The organism is Spongisporangium articulatum (assembly GCF_044465595.1).
Lineage (GTDB): Bacteria > Actinomycetota > Actinomycetes > Actinomycetales > Kineosporiaceae > Spongisporangium > Spongisporangium articulatum.
In genome coordinates, this window is the sequence record NZ_JBITLV010000001.1 from 761,263 (window position 1) to 774,410 (window position 13,148).

The window sequence follows — 13,148 nt, forward strand, 5'->3', positions numbered from 1 at the left end:
TCAGCCTTCCGTGGGGGCGCCGGGCAGCGGTTCGGCCGAGACGGTGTAACCCTGCGGCGACCAGTCGGCCAGCACCGAGTAGCGGTCGCCGCGCACCACGGTGAGCCGGAACTCCAGGCGCCGGGCCTCGACGGTGCTGACCCGCCGGATCTCGAAGCAGGCGATGTCGTCGGGCACCTCGAGCAGCTTGCGGTCGGCGTCGCTGGGCAGCACCGCGCTGATCCGCTCCCGGCCTCCGGCCAGCGACACCCCGCACCGGGCGGCCAGCTCGTCGTACAGGCCGGAGACGGCGAAGTCGACGTCGAGCAGCGGGGCCGCCACGGACGCCGGGATCCAGGTCTGGTCATGGGCCATGGGCTGCTCGTCGGCCAGCCGTACCCGCTCCAGGTAGAAGAACTCGGTGTCCTCGGGCAGGCCGAGTTCACGGGCGGCCAGGGCCGAGGTGACCCGCTCCTGGGACACCACGACGCTGCGCTGCTGGATGCCCTTGGCGTCGACCTCGTAGAACAGCGAGTACAGCGAGCCCAGCGGCGGGTTGTTGTCGCCACCGCGGCGCACCCACGACCCGCGGCCCTTGGCCGAGTCGATCAGCCGCGACTCGCGCAACCGGCGCAGCGCCTCGCGCACGGTGTACCGGGAGACGCCGTACGCCTCCACCAGTTCCAGCTCACCGGGGAACCCGTTGTCGAACTCCCCCGAACCGAGCCGACGCGTCAGGTCCTGTTGGAGCTGCGCCCACAACGGCATCGGGCTGGAGCGGTCCAGCCCGTGCGCGCCGTCGAGATCGTCCAGCTCGTCGCCGTCCGGTTCGTCCTCGAACCCATCGATGTCCGGAGCCACGTGACCCACCTCCGGAATCGTCGCTACCGGCTTCAGATCCTAATGGCCCTGGTGCTTCTTGTGCTCCCGGCGGGTCCACAACGGCATCGCGAGCCAGACCGTGAGCACCGCGGCCCCCAGCACGAGCGTGAAGGTGAGGGACGCACCCGGGCCGAGGGCGACGTCCAGCACCAGCCCCACGCTGGTCACGATCGCCGCCCCCAGGAAGGCCAGCCCGGCGATCGCGAAGCGGCCGGCGATCGTGACCAGGTCGTCCTTGAGGCGCATCCGGAACAGGGCCCGGTGGTAGGCGACCGGGGCGGTCAGGCAGAGCACGGCGCCGGCGGCGAGCAGGACGGCGAGCACGTACACGTCGCGTTCACCGTCGCCGAGACCCTCGAAGCGGCTCTGGAACGGCATCGTGAGCAGGAACGCGAACAGGATCTGCACGCCGGTCTGCACCACCCGCAGCTCCTGGAGCAGTTCGACGAAGTTGCGGTCGGCCCGCTCGGCCTCGCTCTCACCCGGTCGGTCCGCACCCATCGGCCCATTGTGCTCCCGCTCCGGGCGCCCCGGGATGGGTTGTACCGCACGACATGTGCGCGCAACGGCCGTGTGTAATCCTGATCATCAACCCCCTGACCTGGAGGCGAGATGCTGGCGCGAGTACGGCTCAGCGTGCCCGACCGGCCGGGCTCGCTCGGTCTGGTGACCTCGGCGATCGGTGCCTCCGGCGCGGACATCGCGGAGATCGACGTCCTGGAGAGCGAGGGCGGCCGCGCCCTCGACGACGTGTTCGTCCAGGTGCGGGACCGCGACCAGTTGACCGCTGTCTGCCAGCGGCTCGACGCGCTGCCCGGCGTCCAGGTCACCGGGCGCCAGATGCCCGCGCCGCCGATCACCGGGCACGCCGACCTCGAGTTGCTCGACCACGTGCTCACCGCGCCGCAGCGCGGGGTGCAGACCCTGGTGGACGGCGCCCCGCACGCGTTCGGGGCCGACTGGGCCGCCGTGGTCGAGTACGCGAACGCCGAGTTCGCGGGTGTGGTTGCGGCCAGCACCCGGGCACCGGAACCCTCGCAGGTCCGGTTGAGTTCACCGCTGCGGCTGGCCACGCCCCGAGTCACCGGGCCGCGGGGCGCCGAGTACACCGGGGCGGCGCTGGTGCCGCTCGGGTCGGGGGCGCTGGGCCTGCTGCTGGTCCGGGAGGACGGTCCGGAGTTCCACCGTTCGGAGCTGTGGCGCGTCGGGCAGGTCGGCCAGATCGTCGGTACGGTGCTCACACCCGTCTGACCTGCACCTTCTTCCCCGAGGAACCGATGGCAGAACCTCAGCTGTGGCTGGTCCGGCACGGCGAGACGGCGTGGAGCCGCGAGCGCAAGCACACCGGGCGCAGCGACATCCCGCTGACCGCCGTGGGGGAGCAGGCCGCCCGCGAACTGCTGCCCCGCCTCCATGAGGTCCGGTTCGACCTGGTGCTGGCCAGCTCGCTGTCCCGGGCCTGGCGGACGGCGGAACTGGCCGGCTTGGTCCCGGTGGCCGAACCGCTGGCCAAGGAGTGGAACTACGGCGCCTTCGAGGGCCTGACGACGGCGCAGATCCAGGAGCAACGGCCCGGCTGGTCGGTCTGGGACGGCCCGGTCCCGGACGGCGAGACGCTGGCCGAGGTGGCCGGCCGCGCCGACGCCGTGGTCGCCCGCGTGCGGGCCGAGACCGACGGCCGGGCGGTGCTCGTGGCCCACGCCCACTTCCTGCGGGTGCTGGCCGCCCGCTGGTTGGGGGAGAGCCCTGAACTGGGCCGGCACCTGGCTCTGGACACTGCCACGGTGAGCGTGCTGGGCTGGGACCGAGGCTCGCCGATGATCCTGCGCTGGAACACGTGACCCGCGCCGCTCGTCGGACCCCCTGACGTTCCTCCCCGACCGGCGACACGACGAGGTGGCCCATGCGCAGCACGATGCAAACGACCCCGCTCCTGCTCTCCCGCTTCCTCGACTACGGGGCCACCGCCTACGCGGACTCCGAGGTCATCACCTGGACGGCGGACGGGCCGCGGCGCTCCACGAACGCCGAGGTGGCGGCCGACTGCAAGCGGCTGGCCAACGCGCTGCGCTCGCTGGGGGTGACCGGCGACCAGCGGGTCGGCACGTTCATGTGGAACAACGAGGAGCACCTCGAGCTGTACATCGGGGTGCCGAGCATGGGCGCCGTGCTGCACACGATCAACATCCGCCTGTTCCCGCAGCAGATGATCTTCACGATCAACCACGCCGAGGACTACGTGGTGGTCGTCGACAACACGCTGGCCGAGCCGTTCAGCAAGATCCTGGCCCACGCGCCGACCGTGAAGCACGTGATCGTGAACGGTCCGGTGCCGGAGGAGGTCAAGGCGGCGCTGGCCGGGGACGGGGCCCGCGAGGTGCACGACTACCGGGCCCTGCTGGACGCGCAGCCGGCCGAGTTCGAGTGGCCGGTGCTGGACGAGAACGACGGCGCGTCGATGTGCTACACGTCCGGCACGACGGGCGACCCGAAGGGCGTCGTCTACTCGCACCGCTCGAACTACCTGCACACGCTGCAGCTGGCCATGCCGACGGCGCTGTCCCTGAAGCAGGGCGACGTGGTGCTGACGATCGTGCCGCTGTTCCACGCCAACTCGTGGGGCGTCGCCTACGCCGGGTTCGCCACCGGGGCCACCCTCGTGCTGCCCGACCGGTTCCTGCAGGCCGCGCCCCTGGCCACCATGATCGAGCAGCTGAAGGTCACGAACGCCCTGGCCGTGCCGACCATCTGGAACGACCTCCTGCACCACCTCGAGGCGCATCCCGAGTCGGACATCTCCACGTTGAAGAGCGCGATCGTCGGTGGCTCGGCCTGCCCGCCCGCGCTGATGAAGGCGTTCCAGGAGAAGTTCGACGTCACCGTCTACCACGGCTGGGGGATGACGGAGACGTCGCCGCTGGCCACCGTCGCGGTGCCGCCGCCCGGGCTGGAGGGCCAGGAGTACTGGGACCGCCGGTTCATGCAGGGCCGGCTGTCGATGTCGGTCGACGCGCGGCTGGTCGGGCCCGACGGTGAGACGCTGCCCAACGACGGCGAGAGCGTCGGCGAGGTCGAGGTGCGGGGGCCGTGGATCACGGCGTCGTACTACAACGCCGACGCCCCGGAGAAGTTCGACGACGGCTGGCTGCGCACCGGCGACGTCGGCAAGCTGACCCCCGACCTGTTCCTGACCCTGACCGACCGCGCCAAGGACGTGATCAAGTCGGGCGGCGAGTGGATCAGCTCCGTCGACCTGGAGAACCAGTTGATGGCCCACCCCGCGGTGCGCGAGGCGAGCGTCGTCGGCGTCCCGGACGAGAAGTGGGGTGAGCGGCCGCTGGCGACCGTCGTCCTCGAGGAGGGCTCGTCGGTCACGACCGAGGAGCTGCGGGACTTCCTGGCCGAGCGGGTGGCCCGTTGGCAGGTGCCCGAGCGTTGGGCGTTCATCGCCGAGGTGCCCAAGACGAGCGTCGGGAAGTTCGACAAGAAGGTCATCCGGGCCCGGTACGCCGACGGCGACCTCGAGGTCGTGGAGGTCGGCAAGCCCGCTTCGTAGTTCGTGATCATGCAGAAACCTCGCGCAGTCTCCGGAGGCCGTTGACCGGCTCCCGAAGGGCGCGAGGTTTCTGCATGATCACGAACGCTCTGAGCTAGCCGCAGAGCTGCTTGATGTCCTGCGCCGAACTGGAGTCGTCCGCGTTGACGCCGGTGCCCGTCGGCTTCTTGGTCTTCGTCGGGGTCGGCGTGGTGCCGGCCGACGGCGACGCGGCCGCGGCGGCCTTGTCGGCCTGGGCCTTCGCGTAGTCCTTGTCGGACTTCGCGATGGCCTTCTTCACCAGCCGGTGGATCTCCGTGTAGTCGGGGTTCCACGTCCCGGAGGAGAGGACCTTGTTGGTGAAGGCCAGGCTGTAGGTCTTGCCGCCCTTCTGGATGCGCTGGGCCAGGTCGACCCACGCCTCCAGCGAGTCCTGGCTGATGTTCGTCGCCGAGTTCTTCTTGATCGCCTTGGCGATGTCCGGGAAGTGCTGGGCCAGCGTGATCGGGTCGCTCTGCTCGACCAGGTCGCCGATGAGGCACCGCTGGCGCCGCATCCGGTCGTAGTCGTCGGTGGTGCGGCGCGAGCGGGCGTACCACATGGCGTCGAAGCCGTTCAGCTTCCGGTTGCCCGGCTCCAGGTACCCCTGCGTCGCCTCGGTGTAGTACGCCCCCATGGCCGGGGTGGCGTCGGGGTGGCCGCCGCGGGGCAGGCGCTGGGTCACGTTGACCTTCACACCGCCGATCGCGTTCACGAAGTCGACCAGGCCCTGGATGCTCAGCAGCGCGTAGTTGTCGATCTTCAGGCCGAGCGTGCCGGACACCACGTCCTCGGTGGCCTGCAGGCCCGGGGTCTTGCCCGTGTAGTACTGCTTGCCGTCGGGGCCGGAGGCCCACGTCCACACCGCGTTGATCATGCAGGTGTCCGTGGTGACGCTCGCGCCGCAGGTGAACCCGTTCGGATACTTCCGGGCCCCGGGGGAACCCGGCTTGAACTGGGCGTGGCCCAGGTTGCGGGGCAGGCTGTACAGGATCGTGTAGCCGCTCTTGGTGTCGATGCTGGCCAGGATCAGGGTGTCGGTCCGGACGCCGGTGCGGTCGGCCCCGGCGTCGCTGCCGATCAGCAGCACGTTCATCCGCGGGATGCCGGCCCACGGGTCGGCCTTCTGGTTGTTCGGCTTCGTGCCGCCGCCGGAGCTCGGGAAGAGGGTGTTGATCAGGTCGCGCTGGGCGAACACGCGCTCGCCGCTCCAGTAGACGGGCAGCGCGATGCCGACCAGGAGGGCGACGACGAGCAGGCTGCTGAACGACTTCTGCGACCGGGTCAGGACGGCGGAGCGGCGCAGCCCCGCGCTGGTCATGAGGATGAAGAGACCCCAGAGCAGGGCGCCGAAGACGAAGACGCCCAGCAGGGCGAGCAGCTTGTTGGGGCTGACCCCGACCGCGACGACCTGGTCGAGGAGCGCGGTGCCCTGCAGAGCCAGCCCGACGCCGATCGCGATCGCCAGGGCCTGCAGCAGCAGGAGGAAGCGGCCGAACTTGCGCCAGCCCGCGGCGGCCAGACCGGCGCCGGGGAAGAGGTAGGAGACGATCGTCCAGCCGACGACGTAGGCGAAGCCCTGGCCCCACGGGGTCGCGTGCCGACCGCGCAGGATGCCGGGAATGGACCGGACGCCGGGCAGCCCGCCGCCGCCTCCGCCCCCGCCCCCGCCGGAGCGTCGCGTCGGCCGCGTCGTGGTGGTCGGGTAGTCCGCCGGCTCTTCTGGTGCTTGGGCGGAGTCAGCGGCGCGACGCTCGCGCCGGGAGGAGTACGACTCCACCTGGGTCACTGCTCCTCCATTCGCGACGACACGCGCGCCGACGGCCCGGTACCGCAGGTCAGGCAGGGTACGAGGGGAAGCCTCCGGCTGACCAGCCGCCCATTGTTCCACGGCGAACGAGGGCGTGGGTTTCAAGTAGAGGATCGCCCATGACGCCCGGTTCGTTTCCTGGAAATACGCGATGTCACCTGTGAGTACCCACCGCTGTCGTGCGGCTTTGCCGCCGGTACGGGCGGGCGGGTACCCTCTCCGGCTGGGGAGGTGTCGCCTAGTCCGGTCTATGGCGCCCGCCTGCTAAGCGGGTTTGGGGCTACAACCCCATCGCGAGTTCAAATCTCGCCACCTCCGCGGAACAACGAAGGGCCCCGACGACGTCGGGGCCCTTCGCCGTTCCGCGGAGGTGGCGGATTTGGGAGGAGTGGAGAGCGCCGCGAGGAACGAGCAGTGCCCGCCACGACGGCTCTCGCCACCTCCGCCAGCGGCCGCAGGCCGCTATCCGCAGCCCGCCCTGCCAACTCAGCCCGAACAAACCCAGCCCAGCCCGCGCCACCGAGTGGAACGTTCTGCCCCTCAAAACCCCTCGCCGGGGCCCCATAAGGGGCACTTCGTTCCACTCGACGCCGCGCAGCGCGGGCGCCGCGCCGGCCCGCTCGAGCCAGGCGGTCGTCGTCCGGGCCAAAGCCCGAAGGCCGGCCGACTCGTGGTCGACCGGCCTCCGGTTCTCTCAGCGGGGCCCGGCCCCGGGCAGTAGGGCCGGTAGGCCCCCTGGGTGCTGAGCGGTCTGCGGGTTCAGAGCCCCAGGCGCGCCTTCAGCCCGTCGAGCTCGGTGAGCAGCGTCGTCGGGGTCTTGTCGCCGATCTTGTCGAACCACTCCTGGATCAGCGGGACCTCGGCCTTCCACTCCTCCGGGTCGACGGCGAGCGCCTTCTCCAGCTGCTCGGCCGACACGTCGAGGCCGTCGACGTCGAGCGAACCCGGCGCCGGCACGTGGCCGATCGGGGTCTCGACCGCGGCGGCGGTGCCTTCGAGCCGCTCGACGACCCACTTGAGCACGCGGCCGTTCTCGCCGAAGCCCGGCCACAGGAACGAGCCGTCCTCGGCGTCACGGCGGAACCAGTTGACGTAGAAGATCTTGGGCAGCTTGGTGGAGTCCGCGTCCTTGCCGACGTTGATCCAGTGCTGGAAGTAGTCGCCGGCGTTGTAGCCGATGAACGGCAGCATGGCCATCGGGTCGCGCCGGACGACGCCCACCGCGCCGACCGCCGCGGCCGTCGTCTCGCTCGAGAGGGTCGCGCCCATGAAGGTGCCGTGCGTCCAGTCGCGGGACTCGGTGACCAGCGGGATCGTCGTCTTACGGCGCCCGCCGAAGAGGATCGCGCTGATCGGCACCCCCTGAGGGTCGTCGTACTCCTCGGCGAGGATCGGGCAGTTGCGGATGGGGGTGCAGAACCGCGAGTTCGGGTGCGAGGACGGCTCGGTGCTGTCCGGCGTCCAGTCCCGGCCCTTCCAGTCGGTCAGGTGCGCCGGGGCCTCGGGCGTCATGCCCTCCCACCAGACGTCGCCGTCGTCGGTCAGGGCGACGTTCGTGAAAACGCTTCCGCCGGCGTCGATCGCGCGCATCGCGTTCGGGTTCGTGTCCCAACCGGTGCCGGGAGCCACGCCGAACAGCCCGTTCTCGGGGTTGGTCGCGTAGAGCCGGCCGTCCTTGCCGAACCGCATCCAGGCGATGTCGTCGCCCAGGGTCTCGACCTTCCAGCCCGGGATGGTCGGTTCGAGCATGGCCAGGTTCGTCTTGCCGCACGCGCTGGGGAACGCGGCCGCGATGTAGTTGACCGTGCCCTGCGGGCTGGTCAGCTTGAGGATCAGCATGTGCTCGGCCAGCCAGCCCTCGTCGCGGGCCATCACGCTGGCGATGCGCAGGGAGTAGCACTTCTTGCCGAGCAGCGCGTTGCCGCCGTAACCGCTTCCGAAGGACTGGATCTCGCGGCTCTCGGGGAACTGCACGATGTACTTCGTGTCGTTGCACGGCCACGCGACGTCGGCCTGCCCGGGCTCGAGCGGGGCGCCGATGCTGTGCATCGCGGGCACGAAATCGGCGTCCGTGCCGAGGGCCTCGAGCACCTTGGTGCCGGTGCGGGCCATCACGTTCATCGACACGACGACGTACGGCGAGTCGGTGATCTCCACACCGAACATCGGCTTCTCGGCGTCGAGATGGCCCATCACGAACGGGATCACGTACATCGTGCGGCCCTTCATGGAGCCGCGGTACAGGTCGCGCATGATGACCCGCATCTCGCCCGGGTCCATCCAGTTGTTCGTCGGGCCGGCGTCCTCTTCGTCGACGCTGCAGATGAAGGTCCGGTCCTCGACGCGCGCGACGTCCGTCGGGTCCGACGCGCACCAGTAGGAGTTCGGCTTCTTGTCGAGCTTCGTGAACGTGCCCGCGGCGACCAGCTCGTCGAGGAGGGCCTGGTGCTCCTCGGGGGTGCCGGTGATCCAGTGAATCCGGTCGGGGGTCGTCAGCGCGGCCATCTCGTCCACCCAGGCGATGAGCTTCGCGTGGCTGGTGGGGTGGGTGGTGGTGACGGTGTCGAGCTCGGTGGGGGTCTCGTCGAGTGCTGTCACGGGGCTGCCCTTCCTCGTGTTCGGACGTGGGTGGTCCCGTGACCGTGACGGTGAACGCCGTCGTCCACGGGTCTGGCCACGGTAAATGTCCGGACATAGGATGGGCTACCTGTCCGGACAGATTCATCCGGTGAAGTAGTTCACACCCTGCGTCGCCGTCGAAGTGGCTTGCGACCTGGGCATTTGTCATGTTCAGGCGCTTGTGGGGACGACGTCGGTCGGGTTCCGCGGTCGGGTTGCCGCGGCGACTCTGCTCTCACTTTGTCTCGCGGAGCATCGGTCCAGCCGCCCGATGGGACCCTTGAACCGACGCTCCGGAAGACAAGGTCGGAGCCAAGCCGTCGGCGCCTCGCGGAACTGATTTCGGTGCGGGGCCGGTGCTCCGGTATGGTGGCCGGGCTGTTCCAGCGCCCGTAGCTCAACGGATAGAGCATCTGACTACGGATCAGAAGGTTAGGGGTTCGAATCCCTTCGGGCGCACTCGTTGAGACAGCGACAGATCAGGCCCTCGGTGCACTTCGGTGCAGGCGGGGGCCTCTTCTGTTTGCGGTCGCGGGCCGGTGGACGCCTGCCGCAAAATAGTCCGAGCCAAGAACATCTTGTCTCAGACTATCTGAGGTCGTACAGTCTTCGACATGACTGCTGCGCCGCTCGATCCGCTCCCCGTTGCTCACCCTCCGGCGGAGCTGGAGGTCTACCGACTGCCGACGGGCACGTACGAGACGCGGGCCGTCTTCGCGTTCTCGGGTGGCTCGGTGTTCGACAAGCGCCATTTCGCGGCGACCGCGGTGCTGGTCCGCCACCCGAAGGGCGACCTGCTGATCGATGCAGGGTTCGGCGCCGCGGTCGACGAGCACATCGCGATGCTGCCGCGCTTCGAGCGCGCGCCGTTCGAGCGGGCGAGCACGGCCCGCGAACAGCTGGACGCGGCCGGCTACGACTTCTCCCGGCTGCTCGGCGTGATCGTGACCCACGTGCACTGGGACCACGTCAGCGGGCTGGACTCCCTCGACGTCCCGGTGTGGATGAACGCCGACGAGGTCGGCTACGGCGCGGACGACTCACACGGGGCGGTCTACCGTGCCGTCTCGGCGGGGCACGAGATCCGGCCCTACGAAATGAAAGACGGCCCGTACCTGGGTTTCCCGGCGAGCTGGGACGTCCACGGTGACGGGTCGGTCGTCGTCGCCCACGCCGGCGGGCACACGCCGGGTTCCGTGGTCGTGTTCGTCGCCCTTCCCACCGGCCAGCGGTACGGCTTCATCGGTGACCTCACCTGGCAGTGCGACGGTCTCACGCACAACAAGCAGCGCCCCTGGTTCATGCGCGGCCTGACCGATGTCGATCCGGGCGGGGTGCGCGCGGGGCTGGAGCGGTGCATCGCCCTGCGGGACGTCGTCCACCTGATCCCCGCGCACGACGTCTCCGCCTACGACCCGATCCCGCTCCTGCCCGCCGTGGAGGCCTCCGCGGGCGCGAGCCGATGACGAGTCCGGCGACCGAGCCGGTGGCCGCACCGCGGACCGTCCGCTCGTCAGAGGGTTCCGAGGACGGCAAGCTGCTGCCCGTGCCGACTCTGGGGCCCGGGCCTGACTCCGAGCTGACGTGGCTGTTGCACCGGGCCGCGCAGCGCATGCGCACGGCCACCGGTGACGTGGCCGCCCAGCACGGTCTGACGATGCGTCAGCACATCGTCCTGAGCGCCCTGCACCTCGCGCCCGGCATGACGCAGGTCGAGCTCGGCCGGGCGGTGGGGATGGACAAGACCACCCTGACCAGTGAGCTGGATCGACTGGAGCGACTGGAGCTGGTCAGGCGTTCGATCGACCCGCGGGACCGGCGGGCCCGCACGCTGGACGTCACCGAGCAGGGCGAGCACCGGCGCCGGCTGGTGTCGGCGGAGACCGAGCGCGCCGAGCGGGCGGCCCTCGCTGCCTTCGGTGAGGCCGAGGTGGCCACACTGCGACGCATGCTCTACGGGCTCATCGGTGACACCCAGGACCAGGGGACGTGCCTGTGAACGCCTCGGAGACCGTGGAGCAGCGAACCGCCCGCGGAAAGCGGCTCTACGGGCGCAATCTCGGGCTCGACGAGTCCGCGGCCGAGGCGGCGATGAGCGCGGTCGCCGGCCCGGACTTCGTGCGGGAGGCGTATCTGGCCGCCGGTGGTCCGGGCTGGCACGGCCAGGACCTCACCGACCGGGACCGGGCCTTGGTCGTCGTCGCGGCCCTCGTGGCCCAACACGTCACCGACGACCGTCTCGAGCCCTACCTCGCGCTGGCCCGCCGCCATGGTGTCGGCGAACGGGGGCTGGAGGCCGTCATGATCCTGCTGTCCGCCTACGTCGGGCAGCCGGCGGCATCGCGCGGCGCCGCGGCGGTGCGCCGGACGGCGGATGCCGTCACCGGCGACGTGTGATCCAGAAGGACGGAGCAGTGGACGAGCGCATCCGGCGCGCGCCGGCCATCACCCCCGCCTCGTCGGCGGCCGAGCGCACCATCGACATCACCACCACCGGCGCGAAGACCGGACGGGCCCGGCGGATCGAGATCTGGTTCTACCGGGTCGACGGCGAGATCTACCTGACCACCCAGCCGGCCCGGCGCAGCTGGTACGCCAACCTGCTGGCCAATCCCGCGTTCACCATCCATCTGAAGCACGGCGTGCGAGCCGACCTGCCGGCCACCGCGGAACCGTTGCTCGACCCTGACGAGCGGCGGCGCGTCTTCACGGCCGTCGTGGCCGACCTCAATCACCCCCGGCACCGTGCGTATCTCGCGCAGCCGGTCGAACCGGTCGGGGACTGGATGCAGGGCAGCCCGTTGATGCACGTGACGATCGCGGGAGCGTAGACCTGCTGATCAGTGCGGTCATCACCCCGCCGATCCGATCGGCACTCGAAAGGCCCTGGTGCGCACCATTTCGCGCTGGACCCCGAGGGAGATCGCGAGGTAGGGCAGCAGCGTGGCGCCGGCGAAGTCACCGGCTCCCAGCCGGTGCGTGAGGACGTCGAGCGCCACGTGGGCACCCAGCGCGACCGCCCACAGCACGGCCGTCGTCGTCCTTCCCTGCTGCATGAGGGTGCCGTCGGCGGACGCTCACCGTCTGCGACATCTGGTAGAGCCCGACGATTCCCAGGACGAGCGCGAACCGTACCGAGGACCGCTCGCGGACGGCGCGGGGGCGGGTCTGGCGGGCGATCAGCAGCCCCACGACCAGAACGCCGATCGCGGCGTCCACGGCGTAGGTCTGCACCTGCTGTGGATCCATGCCTCGACGATGCCCGGCCTGAGGGTGTGGGCCCTGGAACGGCTGTCACGACCTCGCCGTGACATCTGTCAGGTCCGGGCCTCCGCGACGAGTTCCTCGGACAGGGCCCAGAGTGCGCGGGCCCGGTCGGGGTCGATCGCGTAGGCGGCCACGCCACGGCGGACGCCGTCGACGTGCGGCTCGGCGATCTGGCAGTCCTCGAAGTACCGGCCCGTGATGCCGGCGACCAGCGGGGAGGCGGCGAGCAGGAGACTGGTCGCGGCGCCCTGCGGTATGTCCTTCACCGAGATGCCGGTCCGGCCGTTCGGGTCGAACGAAGCGGGCGCCGCGGAGGCCGGGACATGGCGGCTGAGGTTGGTCGAGGCGATCCGCCCGGGGTTGAGGGCGTTGACCGCGATCCCGTCACCGGCCCACCGCCGGGCGGCCTCGACCGCGAACAGGATGTTGGCCGTCTTGGACCGCCCGTACGCCAGCCACGGCTCGTAGCCGCCGCGCTCGAAGTTCGGGTCGTCGAGGTCGACGTCGCCGTTGATGTGCCCGACGGAACTCAGTACCACCACCCGGGCATCGCCGGCCGCCGCGAGCGAGTTCCGCAGGCCGCAGGTCAGCGCGAAGTGACCGAGGTGGTTGGTGCCGAACTGGGTCTCCCAGCCCTGCGCGGTACGGCCGAACGGGGTGGCCATCACGCCGGCGTTGTCGACCAGGACGTGCAACGGCCCCGACCACCGGCCGGTGAAGGCGTCGATGCTGGCCAGGTCCGCGAGGTCGAGCGGCTCCACGGCCACCTCGCCCGGGAGCTGCGCGGCGACGCGCTGCCCGGCGGCGACGTCCCGGACCGCCAGCACCACGCGGGCGCCGCGTCGGGCGAGCACCCGCGCGGTCTCGGCGCCGAGGCCGGACGACGCGCCGGTCACGACGGCGGTCCGGCCGGTCAGGTCGACGCCGGCCGTGACGTCCTCGCCGGTGCTGGTCGCCCCGAAGGGGAACGGTGTGGACACGGGCCCTCCTCGAACGGTATCGGAGCATGCTCCGGTT

At 70.5% G+C, this 13,148-nt stretch carries 13 protein-coding genes and 2 tRNA genes; 9 read left to right on the forward strand and 6 right to left on the reverse strand.

What is annotated here, in order from left to right:
- Window positions 1–840 (reverse strand): GntR family transcriptional regulator, encoded by an 840-nt coding sequence (locus ACIB24_RS03630; protein ID WP_398275283.1) that lies wholly within the window; start codon window positions 838–840, stop codon window positions 1–3.
- Between the two features lie 39 nt (window positions 841–879).
- Complete coding sequence (locus ACIB24_RS03635) at window positions 880–1,362, reverse strand: DUF6328 family protein (protein ID WP_398275286.1); 483 nt, start codon at window positions 1,360–1,362, stop codon at window positions 880–882.
- Between the two features lie 111 nt (window positions 1,363–1,473).
- Between ACIB24_RS03635 and ACIB24_RS03640 the strand changes: the two genes are divergently transcribed.
- The 3 genes from ACIB24_RS03640 (at window position 1,474) to ACIB24_RS03650 (ending at window position 4,417) form a co-directional block, all read left to right on the forward strand.
- Complete coding sequence (locus ACIB24_RS03640) at window positions 1,474–2,112, forward strand: ACT domain-containing protein (RefSeq protein ID WP_398275289.1); 639 nt, start codon at window positions 1,474–1,476, stop codon at window positions 2,110–2,112.
- 26 nt (window positions 2,113–2,138) lie between these two features.
- A complete protein-coding gene (locus ACIB24_RS03645; protein WP_398275292.1) occupies window positions 2,139–2,702 on the forward strand; it encodes a histidine phosphatase family protein in 564 nt (187 codons plus the stop codon).
- 62 nt (window positions 2,703–2,764) lie between these two features.
- Entirely contained in the window at window positions 2,765–4,417 is a 1,653-nt protein-coding gene (locus ACIB24_RS03650) for a long-chain fatty acid--CoA ligase (protein ID WP_398275295.1), read from the forward strand.
- Window positions 4,418–4,511: 94 nt separating this feature from the next.
- Here the strand turns inward: ACIB24_RS03650 and ACIB24_RS03655 are convergent, their stop codons facing one another.
- Window positions 4,512–6,224, reverse strand: coding sequence for an LCP family protein (locus ACIB24_RS03655; RefSeq protein WP_398275298.1), 1,713 nt, complete (start codon window positions 6,222–6,224; stop codon window positions 4,512–4,514).
- 248 nt (window positions 6,225–6,472) lie between these two features.
- On the opposite strand from ACIB24_RS03655, the gene ACIB24_RS03660 reads away from it, so the two are divergent.
- A tRNA-Ser gene (locus ACIB24_RS03660) sits at window positions 6,473–6,563 on the forward strand.
- A 441-nt stretch (window positions 6,564–7,004) separates the two neighbouring features.
- Here the strand turns inward: ACIB24_RS03660 and ACIB24_RS03665 are convergent.
- Window positions 7,005–8,843, reverse strand: coding sequence for a phosphoenolpyruvate carboxykinase (GTP) (locus ACIB24_RS03665; protein ID WP_398275301.1), 1,839 nt, complete (start codon window positions 8,841–8,843; stop codon window positions 7,005–7,007).
- 407 nt (window positions 8,844–9,250) lie between these two features.
- Here ACIB24_RS03665 and ACIB24_RS03670 point away from each other — a divergent pair.
- From ACIB24_RS03670 to ACIB24_RS03690, 5 genes are all read left to right on the forward strand, one after another.
- A tRNA-Arg gene (locus ACIB24_RS03670) sits at window positions 9,251–9,323 on the forward strand.
- Between the two features lie 155 nt (window positions 9,324–9,478).
- Window positions 9,479–10,330: an MBL fold metallo-hydrolase gene (locus ACIB24_RS03675; RefSeq protein ID WP_398275304.1), complete on the forward strand. Its 852-nt coding sequence runs from the start codon at window positions 9,479–9,481 to the stop codon at window positions 10,328–10,330.
- An 80-nt stretch (window positions 10,331–10,410) separates the two neighbouring features.
- A complete protein-coding gene (locus ACIB24_RS03680; protein ID WP_398275307.1) occupies window positions 10,411–10,863 on the forward strand; it encodes a MarR family winged helix-turn-helix transcriptional regulator in 453 nt (150 codons plus the stop codon).
- Window positions 10,860–11,261: a carboxymuconolactone decarboxylase family protein gene (locus tag ACIB24_RS03685; RefSeq protein ID WP_398275310.1), complete on the forward strand. Its 402-nt coding sequence runs from the start codon at window positions 10,860–10,862 to the stop codon at window positions 11,259–11,261. The genes ACIB24_RS03680 and ACIB24_RS03685 overlap by 4 nt, the downstream gene beginning before the upstream one ends.
- Before the next feature lie 17 nt (window positions 11,262–11,278).
- A complete protein-coding gene (locus tag ACIB24_RS03690) occupies window positions 11,279–11,695 on the forward strand; it encodes a nitroreductase/quinone reductase family protein (protein ID WP_398275313.1) in 417 nt (138 codons plus the stop codon).
- A gap of 21 nt (window positions 11,696–11,716) precedes the next feature.
- Here ACIB24_RS03690 and ACIB24_RS03695 read toward each other — a convergent pair whose 3' ends face one another.
- Both ACIB24_RS03695 and ACIB24_RS03700 read right to left on the reverse strand, forming a co-directional pair.
- Entirely contained in the window at window positions 11,717–11,920 is a 204-nt protein-coding gene (locus tag ACIB24_RS03695; RefSeq protein WP_398275316.1) for a hypothetical protein, read from the reverse strand.
- 261 nt (window positions 11,921–12,181) lie between these two features.
- A complete protein-coding gene (locus tag ACIB24_RS03700; protein ID WP_398275319.1) occupies window positions 12,182–13,111 on the reverse strand; it encodes an SDR family NAD(P)-dependent oxidoreductase in 930 nt (309 codons plus the stop codon).
- Between the last annotated feature and the right edge of the window lie 37 nt (window positions 13,112–13,148).